Source organism: Streptomyces sp. NBC_01390 (genome assembly GCF_045040105.1).
Lineage (GTDB): Bacteria > Actinomycetota > Actinomycetes > Streptomycetales > Streptomycetaceae > Streptomyces.
Genome location: NZ_CP109551.1, coordinates 5622213 through 5639429, shown reverse-complemented (window position 1 = coordinate 5639429; position 17217 = coordinate 5622213). Strand labels below are relative to the sequence as shown.

10 protein-coding genes are annotated in these 17217 nt (G+C 70.7%); 9 read left to right on the top strand and 1 reads right to left on the bottom strand.

Features of this window, described 5'->3' with window-relative positions; genetic code table 11:
* Positions 1-5: 5 nt before the first annotated feature.
* Positions 6-2480 carry a DEAD/DEAH box helicase gene (locus OG241_RS25420; protein WP_405818184.1) on the bottom strand — a complete coding sequence of 825 codons (2475 nt, stop codon included), beginning with the start codon at positions 2478-2480 and terminating at the stop codon, positions 6-8.
* 80 nt (positions 2481-2560) lie between these two features.
* On the opposite strand from OG241_RS25420, the gene bldG reads away from it, so the two are divergent.
* The 9 genes from bldG to OG241_RS25375 all read left to right on the top strand — a co-directional run bounded on the left by bldG (position 2561) and on the right by OG241_RS25375 (position 17125).
* Entirely contained in the window at positions 2561-2902 is a 342-nt protein-coding gene (bldG, locus tag OG241_RS25415) for an anti-sigma factor antagonist BldG (protein ID WP_005475923.1), read from the top strand.
* Positions 2903-3028: 126 nt separating this feature from the next.
* Positions 3029-3460, top strand: a complete 432-nt coding sequence (locus tag OG241_RS25410) for an ATP-binding protein (protein WP_405818183.1) — start codon at positions 3029-3031, stop codon at positions 3458-3460.
* 329 nt (positions 3461-3789) lie between these two features.
* The gene (locus OG241_RS25405; RefSeq protein ID WP_405818182.1) at positions 3790-6195 is read left to right on the top strand and encodes a sodium-translocating pyrophosphatase; all 2406 of its coding nucleotides are present in this window, start codon (positions 3790-3792) and stop codon (positions 6193-6195) included.
* Between the two features lie 193 nt (positions 6196-6388).
* A complete protein-coding gene (locus OG241_RS25400) occupies positions 6389-7003 on the top strand; it encodes a small secreted protein (RefSeq protein ID WP_405818181.1) in 615 nt (204 codons plus the stop codon).
* A 110-nt stretch (positions 7004-7113) separates the two neighbouring features.
* Positions 7114-8655: a methyltransferase gene (locus OG241_RS25395; protein WP_405818179.1), complete on the top strand. Its 1542-nt coding sequence runs from the start codon at positions 7114-7116 to the stop codon at positions 8653-8655.
* Positions 8656-9128: 473 nt separating this feature from the next.
* Positions 9129-9326, top strand: a complete 198-nt coding sequence (locus tag OG241_RS25390; RefSeq protein WP_405818177.1) for a hypothetical protein — start codon at positions 9129-9131, stop codon at positions 9324-9326.
* A gap of 267 nt (positions 9327-9593) precedes the next feature.
* Complete coding sequence (topA, locus tag OG241_RS25385) at positions 9594-12455, top strand: type I DNA topoisomerase (protein ID WP_405818175.1); 2862 nt, start codon at positions 9594-9596, stop codon at positions 12453-12455.
* Between the two features lie 185 nt (positions 12456-12640).
* Positions 12641-15769, top strand: coding sequence for a dTMP kinase (tmk, locus tag OG241_RS25380; protein WP_405818173.1), 3129 nt, complete (start codon positions 12641-12643; stop codon positions 15767-15769).
* Between the two features lie 150 nt (positions 15770-15919).
* Positions 15920-17125, top strand: a complete 1206-nt coding sequence (locus OG241_RS25375) for a DNA polymerase III subunit delta' (RefSeq protein ID WP_405818171.1) — start codon at positions 15920-15922, stop codon at positions 17123-17125.
* The last annotated feature ends 92 nt before the right edge of the window (positions 17126-17217 follow it).

Sequence of the window (17217 nt, the reverse complement as noted above, 5' to 3'; positions counted from 1 at the left end):
CGGCCTCAGCCCGGCTCGTCCGGAGCCTTCTCCTCCGGGGCCCCCTGCAGCAGAACCGTCAGCAGCCGCACCGCCCCGCGTTTGTGCAAGGGCTCGTTGCCGTTGCCGCACTTGGGGGACTGGATGCAGGACGGGCAGCCGGCGTCGCACTCGCAGGAGGCGATGGCCTGCCGGGTGGCCGTCAGCCAGGAACGGGCCGTGTGGAAGGCGCGCTCCGCGAAGCCGGCGCCGCCCGGGTGGCCGTCGTACACGAAGACCGTCGGAAGGAGGGTGTCCGGGTGGAGCGGGACGGAGACGCCGCCGATGTCCCGGCGGTCGCAGGTCGCGAACAGGGGCAGCATGCCGATCGACGCGTGTTCGGCGGCGTGCAGGGCGCCGCCGAGGATCTCCGGGTTGATGCGGGCGGCGTCGAGCTGGTCCTCGGTGACCGTCCACCACACGGCACGGGTGCGCAGCGTCCGAGGAGGGAGGTCGAGCTTTGTCTCGCCCAGGACTTCACCGGTGATGACCCGTCGGCGCAGGAAGGAGACGACCTGGTTGGTGACCTTGACGGAGCCGTAGCAGAGGCGGCCGTCGCCCCACGGGATCGTGATGTCCGTCTCCAGGACGGCGATGGACGTCGTGTCGCGGGCGACCGTCGAATACGGCGGGTTCGCCTCCTCTACCAGGGCGACGGAGTCCGCCAGGTCGAGGGAGCGGACGAGATAGGTACGGCCCTGGTGGAGGTGGACCGCGCCCTCGTGGACAGCCGTGTGCGAGGCCCCCGCGTCGACAGTGCCGAGCAGCCGTCCCGTGCCCTCCTCGACGATCTGGACCGGGTTGCCGCCACCTCCCCGGATGTCGGCCAGGTCAGCGGCCCGTTCACGGCGGGTCCAGTGCCAGGCACTGGTTCGGCGGCGGAGCAGCTTCGCGGCCTCCAACTGCGGGAGCAGGGCGGCGGTTTCGGGGCCGAAGAGCGCCAGATCCTCCTCGACCAGGGGTGATTCGGCCGCCGCAGCGCACAGGTGGGGGGCGAGGACGTACGGGTTGTCGGGGTCGAGGACCGTCGACTCCACCGGCTGGTCGAACAGGGCCTCCGGGTGGTGGACGAGGAAGGTGTCCAGCGGGTCGTCGCGGGCGACCAGGATCGCCAGCGCGCCCTGTCCGGCACGTCCGGCGCGGCCCGCCTGCTGCCACAGCGAGGCGCGGGTGCCCGGGTAGCCGGCGATGACGACGGCGTCCAACCCGGAGACGTCGATGCCGAGTTCGAGGGCGGTGGTGGCGGCGAGGCCGAGGAGTTCGCCGGAGTGGAGGGCCTGTTCGAGGGCTCTGCGCTCCTCGGGGAGGTAGCCGCCGCGATAGGCGGCCACCCGCCGGGCCAGCGAGCGGTCGACCTCGGCCAGCCGTTCCTGGGCGATCACCGCGATCAGCTCGGCGCCGCGCCGGGAGCGCACGAAGGCCACCGAGCGCACGCCCTGGACGGTGAGGTCGGTCAGCAGGTCGGCCGTCTCGGCGGTGGCCGTTCGGCGGACGGGAGCGCCCTTCTCGCCGTGCAGTTCGGTGAGCGGGGGCTCCCAGAGGGCGAACACCAGTTCACCACGCGGTGAGGCGTCGTCCGCGACCTCGACGACCGGGAGGCCCGTCAGGCGGCCCGCCGCGACGGACGGCTCGGCGGCCGTGGCGGAGGCGAGCAGGAAGACGGGGGAGGCGCCGTAGCGGGCGCACAGGCGGCGCAGCCGGCGCAGGACCTGGGCGACGTGGGAGCCGAAGACACCGCGGTAGGTGTGGCACTCGTCGATGACGACGAACTTCAGCGACTTCAGGAAGGAGGCCCAGCGGGGGTGGGACGGGAGTATCCCCCGGTGCAGCATGTCCGGGTTGGTGAGGACGTAGTTCGCGTACTGGCGGACCCATTCGCGTTCCTCGACGGGAGTGTCGCCGTCGTACACGGCCGGGCGTACCGCGTTTCCCAAAGGTTGTGAAAGTTCCTTCACCGAACGTCGCTGGTCGGCCGCGAGGGCTTTGGTCGGGGCGAGGTACAGCGCGGTCGCCCCGCGGCCGTTGGGCGCCTCGGAGCCGTCCAGAAGGCGGGAGAGGACCGGCACGAGATACGCGAGCGACTTGCCCGAGGCGGTGCCTGTGGCAACGATCACGTTGTCGCCGTCCAGGGCGTGCTCGGCGGCCAGTGCCTGGTGGGCCCAGGGGTGTTCGATACCGGCGGCCTGGACGGCCGCGACGACCTCGGCGCGAATCCGGTCGGGCCAGACGGCATGGCGGCCCGTACGCGGGGGCAAGTGCTCCGTATGAGTGATGCGCGAAGCCCGGCCGGGGCCCGAGGCGAGCCGGTCCAGGATGGTGCCCGGATCGGGTCGCGAGGCGGCCGCAGCCGAGGGTCGTTCGGATCGGTGATTCTTGGCCATCGGCATCGAGTGTGTCACTGGCGTGACGGACAATGGGCCCAAGGCGTCGTGCACGCCCTGCGGTAAGTGATTGAATGCCATCGCGGCTGGCGAACCGTCCTGGGGACTCTGCCGAGGTGTCCCTTGGGATGACCGCTCGATAGCAAGGTGCTGGAGGATCCGTGGACCTGTCCCTGTCGACCCGTACCGTCGGCGATCGTACGGTCGTCGAGGTCGGTGGCGAAATCGACGTTTATACCGCGCCCAAGCTGCGTGAGCAGCTGGTCGAGCTGGTCAACGACGGGAGTTTTCACCTCGTCGTCGACATGGAGGGTGTCGACTTCCTCGACTCCACCGGGCTCGGCGTGCTGGTCGGCGGCCTGAAGCGTGTGCGTGCCCATGAGGGCTCGCTGCGCCTGGTCTGCAACCAGGAGCGCATTCTGAAGATCTTCCGTATCACCGGTCTGACCAAGGTGTTCCCGATTCACACCTCGGTCGACGAAGCGGTGGCGGCCACCGACTGACGACCGTTTGACGGACGCGCGTGCGGTCACTCGTACGTGTGTCCATGACGGCAGAAGTAAACGAGGGGGGTCCGGGTCTCGGCGATCCGGCCCCCTGATCGCACGCCCGTATTCCGAGGGGGATGCATGGCCACCGTTGAACTCCGCTTCAGCGCGCTGCCCGAGCACGTCAGGACCGCCCGACTGGTGGCGGCAGCGGTTGCGCGCAGGGCCGGAGTGGACGAGGCCGTACTCGACGAGGTGCGACTCGCCGTCGGCGAGGCGTGCTCCCGTGCCGTCGGACTGCATCAGAGCGGCGGCATCACAGAGCCGGTGTGGGTGACGCTGATCGAGGAGGAGAAGCTGTTCTCCATCGAGGTCGGCGACGAAGCACCCCGTTCGGCTCCCGGCGACAACGCTCCGGGTGCCGGTGATGTGGACGTGGATGCCGAGGAGGACGAGATGGGCCTCGCGGTCATCAGCGGCCTCGTCGACGACGTCGAGGTCACCGCTGGGGAGAACGGCGGATCGATCCGCATGAGCTGGCCAACCACGCCGCCGGCCACGCTCCTCCCCTGACCTCACCTCTCTACAACGCCAAGGGCCCTGCTCAGCAGGGCCCTTGGCGTTTTTGTCGGCGGGTTCCGGAATTCGTGAAGGTATTCACGATCCCCTCGTGAAGGCATTCACGATCAGTCGCGCGGGAATTCGATCACGCGTCAATGCGCCTGCGGCATTACGCCATGTGGGTCAATTGATCACCCGGGGATCTTCCCAGGATCTTCCGCCGATCATTTGCTGAATAGCATGGGGCAATCTATTCCGTTTCCGCGTACTGTTTTGATCAGCTTCCGGTACCTACAATCCCGTCCACATCTTGAGCTCAGCCCAAGCGTCAAGGAGGACGAATGGCGGGGCTTTCTACCCCTCAGCGGTTCGACCAACCCACAACCTTCGCAGCCGCGGTACTGACCGACGACAACCGACTGATCGTCATGGTCATCGGCATCGTCGCCCTGGCGGCGCTCGCGGTCGCCGGGGTGCTGGTGCGCCAGGTGCTCGCGGCGGGCGAGGGCACCGACAGCATGAAGGAGATCGCCACGGCGATCCAGGAAGGCGCGAACGCCTATCTGGCACGGCAGTTGCGCACGCTCGGCGTATTCGCCGTGATCGTGTTCTTCCTGCTGATGCTGCTGCCCGCGGACGACTGGAATCAGCGCGCCGGACGGTCGGTGTTCTTCTTGATCGGCGCCGCGTTCTCGGCGGCCACCGGTTATATCGGCATGTGGCTCGCCGTGCGCAGCAATGTGCGCGTCGCCGCCGCCGCGCGGGAAGCCACACCAGCGGAAGGCCAGCCGGAAAAGGATCTCACCGACGTATCCCACAAAGCGATGAAGATCGCATTCCGTACGGGCGGCGTCGTCGGCATGTTCACGGTGGGCCTCGGCCTGCTGGGCGCCTCCTGCGTGGTGCTGGTGTACGCGGCCGACGCGCCCAAGGTGCTCGAAGGCTTCGGCCTCGGTGCCGCCCTCATCGCCATGTTCATGCGTGTCGGCGGCGGCATCTTCACCAAGGCCGCCGACGTCGGCGCCGACCTGGTCGGCAAGGTCGAGCAGGGCATCCCGGAGGACGATCCGCGCAACGCCGCGACCATCGCCGACAACGTGGGCGACAACGTCGGCGACTGCGCGGGCATGGCGGCCGACCTCTTCGAGTCGTACGCCGTGACGCTGGTGGCCGCGCTGATCCTCGGCAAGGCAGCCTTCGGCGACGCCGGGCTCGCCTTCCCGCTCCTGGTGCCCGCGATCGGCGTACTCACGGCGATGGTCGGCATCTTCGCGGTGGCGCCGAAGCGTTCCGACCGCAGCGGCATGAGCGCGATCAACCGCGGCTTCTTCATCTCCGCGGTGATCTCGCTCGTCCTCGTCGCGATCGCCGTCTTCGTCTATCTGCCGTCGTCGTACGCCGATCTGGACGGGGTCACCGACGCGGCGATCGCGGCCAAGAGCGGCGATCCGAGGATCCTCGCGGTTCTCGCGGTGGCCATCGGGATCGTGCTGGCGGCCCTGATCCAGCAACTGACCGGCTATTTCACCGAGACCACCCGCCGACCCGTACGGGACATCGGCAAGAGCTCCCTCACCGGCGCGGCCACCGTCGTCCTCGCCGGCATCTCCATCGGGCTCGAATCGGCCGTCTACACCGCCCTGTTGATCGGCCTCGGCGTGTACGGGGCGTTCCTCCTCGGCGGTACGTCCATCATGCTGGCGCTGTTCGCGGTGGCGCTGGCCGGCACCGGACTGCTCACCACCGTCGGTGTGATCGTCGCGATGGACACCTTCGGGCCGGTCTCCGACAACGCGCAGGGCATCGCCGAGATGTCCGGCGACGTCGAGGGAGCGGGCGCACAGGTGCTCACCGACCTGGACGCAGTCGGCAACACCACCAAGGCCATCACCAAGGGCATCGCCATCGCCACCGCCGTCCTGGCGGCCTCGGCGCTCTTCGGGTCGTACCGCGACGCGATCACGACAGCCGCGCACGACGTCGGCGAGAAGGTCGGCGAGGGCGGGCCGATGAACCTCGTGATGGACATCTCGCAGCCCAACAACCTGGTCGGCCTGATCGCCGGCGCGGCCGTCGTCTTCCTGTTCTCCGGGCTGGCGATCAGCGCGGTCTCCCGGTCGGCGGGTTCGGTGGTCTACGAGGTGCGGCGGCAGTTCCGCGAGCACCCCGGGATCATGAACTACACCGAGAAACCGGAGTACGGGCGCGTCGTCGACATCTGTACGAAGGACGCGCTCAGGGAACTCGCCACGCCCGGGCTGCTGGCCGTCATGGCACCCATCGCCATCGGGTTCACGCTCGGCGTCGGAGCGCTCGGCGCGTATCTCGCGGGCGCGATCGGCACCGGCACCCTGATGGCGGTGTTCCTCGCCAACTCCGGTGGCGCGTGGGACAACGCGAAGAAGCTGGTGGAGGACGGCCATCACGGCGGCAAGGGCAGCGAGGCCCACGCGGCGACCGTCATCGGCGACACGGTGGGCGACCCGTTCAAGGACACCGCGGGCCCGGCCATCAACCCGCTGCTGAAGGTGATGAACCTGGTCGCGCTGCTCATCGCACCCGCGATCGTCAAGTTCAGCTACGGCGACGACAAGAACCTCGCCCTGCGCATCGTCATCGCCGTCCTGTCGATCGCGGTGATCGTGGGCGCGGTGTACGTGTCCAAGCGACGCGGGGTGGCCGGGGACGACGAGGGGGAGGAGGCGCAGCGGTCGGCCAAGTCGGCCGATCCCGCGGTGGTTTCGTAGCCCGAGGCCAACGAGCGGGCGGACGACGCGTGGTGACGCGTCGTCCGCCCGCTCGGCGTAGGTTGCCCACCATTTTCGTGAGCCTTCTCTCTCCCGGTTCTCTCTTGGTGCAAATGGCTGCAATAACACATCAACCGGATGTGCGTCACGTCGTTGTCGCCCAGTTGGCGTGTATGTTCCGGGGCCGAGAGCCATGGAAGGGACCAATCCGGTGAACAAGAAGCTCGCGGTCGCACTGTCCGGCGGTGCGGTACTGGTACTGGCGCTGTCGGGATGCAGCAGCGACGACGGCAACGAGAAGCTGGATGCCTGGGCCAAGCAGGTGTGCGACGCGGTGAAACCGCAGGCGCAGAAGATCGAGGCCGCCAACGCCGCGATCCAGAAGGAGACTTCGGACAACAGCACGCCGGCGGCCGTCCAGAAGACCGACGCACAGGCCTTCCAGGACATGGCGGACGCCTACAAGGCGATCGGTACGGCCGTGAACACCGCGGGTGCCCCGAACGTCGACGACGGCGACACGAAAATGACGAACGCCGTCAAGGAACTCAACGACATCGCGACCTCCTACGCGGGCCTGAAGAAGCAGGTGGACGGGCTCGACATCAAGAACCAGGGGAAGTTCGCCGACGGCCTCAAGGGTGTCGCCACTCAGCTGGACAAGCTCAGCCAGAGCGGGAACGACGCCCTGAAGGCCCTGGAGGAAGGCGACGTCGGCAAGTCGATGGCCAAGCAGGAGAGCTGCAAGTCGACGTCTGCGTCCCCCGGCTCTCCCGGGTCCCCGGCGGCCTCCTCGGCCGCCGGCTGACCTTTCAGGCCGGGTTCGCCGTCACTGCGGCGGAGGTTTTCCACAGGCGTACTGGATGTCCGCGCATGTCTGTCCACAGGCGTGCGCGGCCGAGCCGCGGGGCGGACACAATGGGAGGCGTGAGTAACGCCAGCCTGCACGCCCTGCCCTCCGCCGACCGCCCCGACGCCGCCGCGCTCCTCCGGGACGCCCTTCTGGCCGCCGACTTCACCGCCGACGGACTGCTCGACCTGCTCGGCGCGCCCGCGTACGCCGCCCTGGCGCGCAGCGAGACCGTGCCCGCGCTCCGGGCGACCCGCGGCGACACGCCGCTCGAACTGCTCGTGCGGCTGTTCCTGTTGCAGCAGCCCGTGCCCCACGCGCGCGTGGCGGCCGTGCTGCCCGTCGACGACTGTGTGGCGAGCGGGTGGCTCGTCGCCGTCGGCACAGACTCCGAGGGCGGCGGTGAGGTGACCGCCGCCGTCGACGTACGGCCGTACGGGGGGCCGGACGGCGAGGACTGGTTCATCGTGTCCGACCTGGGGTGCGCGGTCGGCGGGGCAGGTGGCATCGGCAGCCACGACGAGGGCGTCGTGCTGGGGGTGGGCGGGGCCTCCACGACCCTCGCCGGAATCACCGTCCGTACGCCGGTCGCCTCCGCGCTCGACCTCGGTACCGGCTCCGGGATCCAGGCGCTGCACGCCTCCCGGCACGCCACGCGCGTGACGGCGACCGACCTCAACCCCCGCGCCCTGCACATCACCGCGCTGACGCTCGCCCTGTCCGGTGCCCCGGCGGCCGACCTGCGCGAGGGCTCGCTCTTCGAGCCGGTCCGGGGGGACGAGACGTACGACCTGATCGTCTCCAACCCGCCGTTCGTCATCTCGCCGGGCGCGCGGCTCACGTACCGGGACGGCGGGATGGGCGGGGACGATCTGTGCCGCACGCTCGTTCAGGAGGCGGGGGAGCGGCTGCGCGAGGGCGGGTTCGCACAGTTCCTCGCCAACTGGCAGCACGTGGAAGGGGAGGACTGGCAGGACAGGCTGAGGTCCTGGGTGCCGCGCGGGTGCGATGCCTGGATCGTGCAGCGCGAGGTGCAGGACGTCACGCAGTACGCCGAGCTGTGGCTGCGCGACGCCGGCGACCACCGCTCCGACCCGGCGGAGTACCGGGCGCGGTACGACGAGTGGCTGGACGAGTTCGAGGCACGCAAGGTGAGATCGGTCGGGTTCGGCTGGATCACGCTGCGGAAGACGGGGGCGAGTGAGCCTTCGATCACCGTGGAGGAGTGGCCGCACCCCGTCGAACAGCCGCTCGGGGACACTGTTCGGGCGCACTTCGAGCGCGTGGACTACCTGCGCGCGCACGACGACGCCGCCCTGCTCGCCGCGCACTTCGCCCTGGCGGACGAGGTGGTGCAGGAGCAGGTCGGGCTGCCCGGCGCCGAGGACCCGGAACACGTGGTGCTGCGCCAGAACCGCGGGATGCGCCGGGCCACCAAGGTGGACACGGTCGGCGCCGGCTTCGCAGGCGTGTGCGACGGCACGCTGAGCGCGGGGCGGATTCTCGACGCCATCGCCCAACTGGTCGGCGAGGACCCCGTGTCGCTGCGGGACCGCACGCCCGCGCAGATCCGGCTGCTGGTGGAGCAGGGGTTCCTGGAGCCGTCGTAGCAGACAACAGAGAAGGTGTTGCCGGGTCCGTCGGCGTGAGGCTGTGGTCTACGTCGTCACGACCACGGGGGAGGGGAGTTGCGCGGCCGACATCGGTACGGCAGGTCGCGTACTCCTGGGACGTACGGCAGGGGGAGCCACGGAGGCGGCGCGCGAGGCGTGGGGAAGCGCGCGGGCCGGCGTACCGGGTGCGTGTGCGAGGAGGTCCGGGCGGCATATTCACGCCGAGTTGGAGGGCCGGTCCGGGGTGGTCCAGCGCCGCCGGCTGTGAGATTCGTGGGCGCCGCCCGCGACGGTCCGTGGTCGGAAGGCCTGTCCGTCCGGGTGCTCAGGGGCCGCCCGGCGGGCAGTCGTACGGACGCGTGGCCGCCGTCCGCCCGGCGTTCATCTCAGGTTCGTGCGGACGCCGCCCGGGCGTGCGAGCCTCCCGGATCCGGGGACTCCCGGGCGGCAGCAGAGGGGCGCGCAGGGGTATGGAGAGCGGACCGGCGATCTTCGTGGGAATGGTGTTCGCCCTGTTCGGGGGCGGGCTGCTGGTGTGGACGGTGGCCCGGGTGCGGCACCGGGCGCCCGTCGCCATCGGTGTGAACCCCGTCGCATCGGCGGTCCTCGCGAGCGTCACCGCGCTGGTCGCCCTGGGGGTCGGCGTATGGTGCCTCACCCGTGTGTGAGGTGCGCCGGAGACGGGTGAGCGGCGCATACGGCGGGGGAGCGACGGTAACCGGTAGGTCACCGTCCGCATAGGCTCGAAGAGGCGGGTCGATACTCCGGGCGGCAGGAATGGCGGTAGTCGGGTTACCGTTCGAGTGGCCGTTGCGGGCTTTTCCCGTTTGACACGGGGGCGGGATGTACCGTCACACTCCGCAGCGTCAGCATGACCCGACCCCGGGAGCAAGACCGGGGGAGACCCCGAGTGTCGACCGGAGAGAAGAGCGAAGTTGTCCCCGACCAGCGAGACCGCACAGGGCGGCCGCCGACTCGTCATCGTCGAGTCGCCTGCCAAGGCGAAGACGATCAAGGGCTATCTGGGCCCCGGATACGTCGTCGAGGCGAGCGTCGGGCACATCCGCGACCTCCCCAACGGCGCCGCCGAGGTGCCCGAGCAGTACACCGGTGAGGTGCGCCGCCTCGGTGTGGACGTCGAAAACGACTTCGCACCCATCTATGTGGTCAACGCGGACAAGAAGGCCCAGGTCAAGAAGCTCAAGGACCTGCTGAAGGACTCCGACGAACTCTTCCTCGCAACCGATGAGGACCGCGAGGGCGAGGCCATCGCGTGGCACCTCCAGGAGGTCCTGAAGCCCAAGGTCCCGGTCAAGCGGATGGTCTTCCACGAGATCACCAAGGCCGCGATCCAGGCCGCCGTCGCCAACCCGCGCGAGCTGAACCAGAAGCTGGTCGACGCCCAGGAGACCCGCCGCATCCTCGACCGTCTCTACGGCTACGAGGTCTCGCCGGTCCTCTGGAAGAAGGTCATGCCGAAGCTGTCGGCCGGCCGAGTCCAGTCCGTCGCGACCCGGCTCGTGGTGGAGCGGGAACGCGAGCGCATCGCCTTCCGTTCTGCTGAGTACTGGGACCTGACGGGGACCTTCGCGACCGGCCGCGCCGGGGACTCGTCGGACCCCTCGACGCTGGTCGCCCGCCTCGCGAGCGTCGACGGCAAGCGGGTCGCGCAGGGCCGCGACTTCGACTCCGTGGGACAACTGAAGAGCGCGAACACCCTCCACCTGGACGAGGCGAACGCCCGCGCCCTGGCCGCCGCCCTGGCCGACACCAGCTTCGCCGTCCGCTCGGTCGAGTCGAAGCCGTACCGCCGCTCGCCGTACGCGCCGTTCCGTACGACGACGCTCCAGCAGGAGGCCAGCCGCAAGCTCGGCTTCGGTGCGAAGGCGACCATGCAGGTGGCGCAGAAGCTGTACGAGAACGGCTTCATCACCTATATGCGTACGGACTCCACGACCCTGTCGGAGACGGCGGTCAACGCCGCCCGTGCCCAGGTCACCCAGCTGTACGGCGCCGACTACCTGCCCGCGTCCCCGCGGACGTACGCCGGGAAGGTCAAGAACGCGCAGGAGGCGCACGAGGCGATCCGCCCCTCGGGCGACCGTTTCCGCACCCCCGCCGAGACGGGCCTGACCGGCGACCAGTTCCGGCTCTACGAGCTGATCTGGAAGCGCACTGTCGCCTCCCAGATGAAGGACGCGGTCGGCAACTCGGTCACCGTGAAGATCGCCGGCAGGGCCGCCGACGGCCGTGACGCCGAGTTCAACGCCTCCGGCAAGACGATCACCTTCCACGGCTTCCTGAAGGCGTACGTCGAGGGCGCCGACGACCCGGACGCCGAGCTCGACGACCGCGAGAAGCGCCTGCCCCAGGTGAACGAGGGCGACGCCCTGTCCGCCGAGGAGATCACGGTCGACGGGCACGCCACCAAGCCCCCGGCCCGCTACACCGAGGCGTCGCTGGTCAAGGAGCTCGAAGAGCGCGAGATCGGCCGCCCGTCGACATACGCGTCGATCATCGGGACGATCCTCGACCGCGGTTACGTCTTCAAGAAGGGCACGGCCCTCGTGCCGTCCTTCCTGTCCTTCGCCGTGGTCAACCTCCTGGAGAAGCACTTCGGGCGGCTCGTCGACTACGACTTCACCGCCCGGATGGAGGACGACCTCGACCGCATCGCCCGCGGCGAGGCCCAGTCCGTGCCGTGGCTGAAGCGCTTCTACTTCGGCGAGGGCGCCAATGGTGCCCCCGCCGTCGGCGGCGCGGCCGAGGCGGGCAACGGCGACGGTGACCACCTCGGCGGTCTCAAGGAACTGGTGACCGACCTGGGCGCGATCGACGCCCGCGAGGTGTCGTCGTTCCCGGTGGGCAACGACATCGTGCTGCGCGTGGGGCGCTACGGCCCGTACATCGAGCGCGGCGAGAAGGACTCCGAGAACCACCAGCGCGCGGACGTGCAGGAGGACCTCGCTCCCGACGAGCTGTCCGTCGAACTGGCGGAGGAACTGCTCGCCAAGCCGAGCGGTGACTTCGAACTGGGCGCCGACCCCGAGTCCGGCCACCAGATCATCGCCAGGGACGGCCGCTACGGCCCGTACGTCACCGAGGTGCTCCCCGAGGGAACCCCGAAGACGGGCAAGAACGCCGTGAAGCCGCGTACGGCCTCGCTGTTCAAGTCGATGTCCCTGGACACGGTGACGCTGGCGGACGCGCTCAAGCTGATGTCCCTGCCCAGGGTCGTCGGCAAGGACGCGGAGGGCGTGGAGATCACCGCGCAGAACGGGCGCTACGGGCCCTACCTCAAGAAGGGCACGGACTCGCGGTCCCTGCAGACCGAGGACCAGCTCTTCACGATCACCCTCGATGAGGCGCTGGAGATCTACTCCCAGCCCAAGCAGCGTGGCCGGGCCGCCGCCAAGCCGCCGCTGAAGGAGCTGGGCACGGACCCGGTCAGTGGGCAGCCGGTGGTCGTCAAGGACGGTCGTTTCGGGCCGTACGTGACCGACGGCGAGAGCAACGCGACCCTGCGCTCCGGTGACAGCGTCGAGGAGATCACGCCGGAGCGCGGCTACGAGCTGCTCGCCGAGAAGCGTGCCAAGGCGCCCGTCAAGAAGACCGCCAAGAAGGCGCCGGCGAAGAAGGCCCCCGCCAAGAAGGCAGCTGCGACGAAGACCGCGGCGGCCAAGAAGACGACGGCGGCCAAGACAACTGCGGCCAAGACGGCGGCCGTGAAGAAGACGGCTGCGAAGAAGGCTCCGGCCAAGAAGGCGACCGCTGCGAGGGTCACGGGCGAGGAGTGAGCCCGTCGGCCGCGACGACACCCGCGGGTGGTCGCGGCCGATCGTGGTGACCGGTCTTCGCCGGTCTTCACTTCGCCTTCGCACGAACTTCGCGAAACGACTGCCCCGACACCATTTGGTGTCGGGGCAGTCGTACGTCCGGACGGCCACTTCGGGCTGTCGGTGGCTGCCGATAGGCTGAAAGCATGACGCCAGCAGAGCAGCCAACGGCCATCCCCCAGGCCCCCGACGACGCGTTGGTCGCGGACTCCCGCGAACGCGCCGTCCGCGCCCTGCTGCGCCGGCCCCAGCTGAAGCGGCTGTGGAGCGCGCAGCTGGTGGGCGGTGTCGGTGACGCCCTCGCGCTGCTGGTCCTGGTGGTGCTCGTCCTCCAGGCGGCCATCGCCGAGGGCTCGTTCGGCGGCGGCTACCGGGGCGTGGCGCTCGCCGTGACGGCCGTCTTCGGGGCACGGGTTCTGGCCACGCTGCTCTTCGGCGCCGTCCTGCTCGGCCCGCTCACGTCGCTCACCTCGAAGGAGGGCCCGCTCGACCGCCGCTGGACCATGGTCGGCGCCGACGGCCTGCGCACCATACTCATGATCATCGCGCCCCTCTGGATCGACTGGACGCCGGAGAACGCTCTCGCCGTCCTCCTGGTCACCGCCTTCGTGATCGGAGTGGCCGAACGCTTCTGGACGGTCTGCCGGGAAGGCGCGGCGCCCGCTCTGCTGCCCGCGCCTCCCCCGGAGGGGGCGACGGTCCGCCCGCTGCCGGACCACATGGACGCCCTGCGGCGCCTGTCCCTGCGTACGACCTTTGTCACGCTGCCCCTCGCGGGCGCCGCGCTCCTCGTCGCTGGGCTCGTCAACAACCTGCTGGGCACCGGCATCGAGTGGTTCGGCCGGCACCAGGCGGCCTTCGGGTCGTATGTCGCGGCCGGGCTGTTCGCCGCCTCGCTGTCCGTGCTCACCTACCTCGAACTGCCCGACACACGCACCCCGCGCGCGCGGTCACCGCTCGAAGGCCTGCGACGCCCCAAGTCCGGCACCGCCGCCGAGACGGGCCGTACGGGCGCGATCCCGCTGCTCGTCCTGGCCTGCGCGGCCGTCTCGGGCGCGGTCGCGGCGGCCGTCTCCGTGGCCGTCCTGCACGCGAAGGACCTGGGCGGTGGCCCGGTGCTGTACGGGCTGCTGGTCCTCGTGCTGACCGGCGGCACGGTCATCGGTATCCGTACGGCACCGAAGGTGCTGGTGGCGCTGTCGCGGCGCCGGCTGCTCGCGCTGGCCATCGCCTTCACCGGGGTCGCACTGCTCGCCGCCGGGCTGGTCGCGGACGTGATGACGGTGCTGCTGATCGTCGGGCTCGCGGGCATCGGCGCGGGCGTCGCCGCCAACACCGGGCACACGCTGCTCGACCAGGAGACCGAGGACCAGCGCCGGACCCGGCTGACCGAGCACCTGCACGCGGTCGTACGGGTGTCTGTGGCGCTGGCCGCGCTGATCGCCCCCCTGGTGGCGGCCCTCATCGGCCCGCACCGCCTGGAGAACGGCAAGTTCGTCTTCGCGCACGGGGGCGCCGCGTTCACGCTGATGCTGGTGGGCGCGCTGCTGCTGCCGGTGGCCGCGCTGGTCCTCGCCAAGGTCGACGACCGTTCCGGCGTACCGCTGCGGCACGACCTGAGGGACGCGGTGCGCGGCGGCGACGACCCCGCGCAGGCGCCGGCGGCGACCGGCTTCTTCATCGCCCTGGAGGGCGGCGACGGGGCCGGGAAGTCCACCCAGGCGACAGCGCTCGCCGAGTGGATAAGGGCCAAGGGCCACGAGGTCGTGGTCACGCGAGAGCCGGGGGCGACCCCGGTCGGTAAGCGGCTGCGGTCGATTCTCCTTGACGTGTCGAGCGCCGGTCTGTCGCACCGCGCGGAGGCGCTGCTGTACGCGGCGGACCGCGCGGAGCACGTCGACACGGTCGTACGGCCTGCCCTGGAGCGGGGCGCTGTGGTCGTCTCCGACCGGTACATCGACTCGTCGGTGGCCTATCAGGGCGCCGGCCGGGACCTCTCCCCGACCGAGATCGCGCGTATCTCGCGCTGGGCGACCGACGGTCTGGTCCCGCATCTGACCGTCCTGCTGGACGTCTCCCCGGAGGCCGCCCGCGAGCGGTTCACGGAGGCGCCGGACCGGCTGGAGTCGGAGCCGGCCGAGTTCCACGAGCGTGTGCGGTCCGGTTTCCTCACGCTGGCCGCCGCCGACCCGGGCCGCTATCTGGTCGTGGACGCGGGCCAGGAGCCCGAGGCCGTCACCGCGGTCGTCCGCCATCGGCTCGACCTGCTGCTGCCCCTCTCCGAGGCCGAGGTGAAGGCCCAGGAGGAGGCCCGCAAGGCGGCCGAGGAGGAGGCCAGGCGCAAGGCGGAGGAGGAGGCCGCGCGCAAGGCCGAGGAGGAGCGCGTCGAGCGCGAGCGTCAGGAGACGCTGGCCCGGCTGCGCGCCGAGGAGGAGGAGCGCAAGCGCCGCGAGCTGGAGGAGGCGCAGCGCCGCGAGGCCGAACGCCAGGCGGAGGAGGCCCGGCAGCGGGCCGAGGACGCGCGCCGCCGCGCAGAGGAGGAGCAGGTACGGCTGCTCGCGGAGGAGAAGTCCCGCGCGGAGGCCGAGGCCCGTCGCAAGGCCGACGAGGACCGCCGACGCAGGCAGGCCGAGGAGGAAGCGCGGATTCACGCGGAGGCTGAGGAACGCCGGCTGGAGAAGCAGCGGAAGGCCGAGGAAGCGCTCGTACGGGCTGAGGCGGAACGCCGACGGGTCGCGGAGGCGACTGCGGCGGCAGCAGCGGCTGCCGCCGCGGCTTCGGCGGCGGCGGCTTCCGCGGTTGATGCTGCGGGTGCGGGTGCGGGTGCGGGTGCGGGTACGGCTGGGGTTGGGGGTGGCGGTCGGTCCGGTGGATCCGCCTCCGGTTCCGATTCCGAGCTGACGGCCAAGCTGCAGAAGCCGTCGGTGCCGCCGGGTGCGGCGGATGAGACGGCTGTGCTGCCGCCCGTGGTTCCGGGTGCGGCCGATGAAACGGCTGTGCTGCCCGCCGTACGGGAGGACGGTGCGTCTGCGGATCGCGTGCCCCCGGGGTTCTTCCGGGACGAGCGTGCGGACGGGCACACCGGGGCCGGTGAGGACCGGACGCGGGAGTTGCCCCAGGTCGACGCCGATGGCATCCCGCGTCGGCGTCCGCGCTCCGACTGGGCGGAGGAGACTCCGCTGGACGACCTGCCGACGCTGGCCGACGAACTGCTGGGGCCCCACTCGGACGACGACCGGGACGAGGGGCGGGGGCGGGGCGGGCGGCGTCGCTGAGGCGGGCGCTCGTTGCCTGTTGACCCGGCCGTCGGTGAAGCCCGGCTGTCCGTGGAGTCTGTTGTCAGTGGGGACCCGCACAATGGGTTCCGCGGGCAAGCCGTGACGAATCGGCCTGACGCGATGGCGTGATGAAAGGGCGGTGCTCCCATGCCGGTGTGGGACGACGTGGTGGGTCAGGAGAAGGTGAGCGCGCAGCTGGAGGCCGCCGCGCGGGATGCCGACGCCCTGGTCACCGCCGTCGCCGCGGGCGAGCCCCAGCCCGAGGCGTCGAAGATGACGCACGCCTGGCTCTTCACCGGCCCGCCCGGCTCGGGCCGGTCCACGGCGGCCCGTGCCTTCGCCGCCGCGCTCCAGTGCGTGAGCCCCGACCGCGCCCTCGGCGGAGCCCCCGGCTGCGGATTCTGCGACGGCTGTCACACGAGCCTGACCGGCACCCACGCCGACGTGGACGTCGTCCGCACCGACCTTCTCTCCATCGGCGTCAAGGAGACCCGCGCCCTGGTCCGGCGGGCCCAGCTGTCGCCGGCCGTCGGACGCTGGCAGGTCATCGTCCTGGAGGACGCGGACCGCCTCACGGAGGGCGCGGGCAACGTCCTGCTCAAGGCCGTCGAGGAACCCGCGCCGCGCACGGTGTGGCTGCTGTGCGCCCCGTCCATCGAGGACGTGCTGCCCACGATCCGCTCCCGCTGCCGTCTCCTCACCCTGCGTACCCCGCCGGTGGAAGCGGTGGCCGACATCCTCATCCGCCGGGACGGTGTCGAGCCGCACGTCGCACACACCGCTGCCCGGGCCACCCAGGGCCACATCGGCCGTGCCCGTCGGCTGGCCACGGACGCGCGGGCCCGGGAGCGCAGGGCCGCCGTCCTCAGGCTGCCGTTGCGCGTCGAGGACGTCGGCGGCTGTCTGAAGGCGGCCCAGGAGCTGATCGACGCGGCGTCGGAGGACGCCAAGCAGCTCGCCGAGGAGGTCGACGTGAAGGAGACGGAGGAGCTGAAGGCAGCGCTCGGAGCGGCCCAGGGCGGCCGGATGCCACGCGGTACGGCGGGCGTCATGAAGGAGCTGGAGGACCGCCAGAAGCGCCGGAGAACGCGTACACAGCGAGACACCCTCGACCTGGCCCTGATCGACCTCACCGGGTTCTACCGCGACGTGCTCGCCCTCCAGCTCGGCTCCCGTCTGGCGATCGCCAACGCGGAGGCGGAGGACACCCTGGAGCGGCTGGCCCGCGCCGGTTCACCCGAGTCGACGCTCCGCCGCATCGACGCGATCGCAGCGTGCCGCGAGGCCCTGGACCGCAACGTGGCGCCGCTGCTGGCGGTGGAGGCGATGACGCTGGCGCTGAGAGCAGGCTGACGGTCGTCACCGGGAGGGACACTCGGGGTGTCTGGCGTGACGGGCGATTCGTAGCCGGTATCCCGTAGCCAGGAGCTCGCAACCGGTGACTC

Excerpts from the sequence above, each read along its gene's own strand:
- OG241_RS25420 (WP_405818184.1), bottom strand. The coding sequence starts at position 2,480 with ATGGCATTCAATCACTTACCGCAGGGCGTGCACGACGCCTTGGGCCCA.
- OG241_RS25410 (WP_405818183.1), top strand. The coding sequence starts at position 3,029 with ATGGCCACCGTTGAACTCCGCTTCAGCGCGCTGCCCGAGCACGTCAGG.
- OG241_RS25405 (WP_405818182.1), top strand. The coding sequence starts at position 3,790 with ATGGCGGGGCTTTCTACCCCTCAGCGGTTCGACCAACCCACAACCTTC.
- OG241_RS25400 (WP_405818181.1), top strand. The coding sequence starts at position 6,389 with ATGGAAGGGACCAATCCGGTGAACAAGAAGCTCGCGGTCGCACTGTCC.
- OG241_RS25395 (WP_405818179.1), top strand. The coding sequence starts at position 7,114 with ATGGGAGGCGTGAGTAACGCCAGCCTGCACGCCCTGCCCTCCGCCGAC.
- OG241_RS25390 (WP_405818177.1), top strand. The coding sequence starts at position 9,129 with ATGGAGAGCGGACCGGCGATCTTCGTGGGAATGGTGTTCGCCCTGTTC.
- tmk (WP_405818173.1), top strand. The coding sequence starts at position 12,641 with ATGACGCCAGCAGAGCAGCCAACGGCCATCCCCCAGGCCCCCGACGAC.
- OG241_RS25375 (WP_405818171.1), top strand. The coding sequence starts at position 15,920 with ATGCCGGTGTGGGACGACGTGGTGGGTCAGGAGAAGGTGAGCGCGCAG.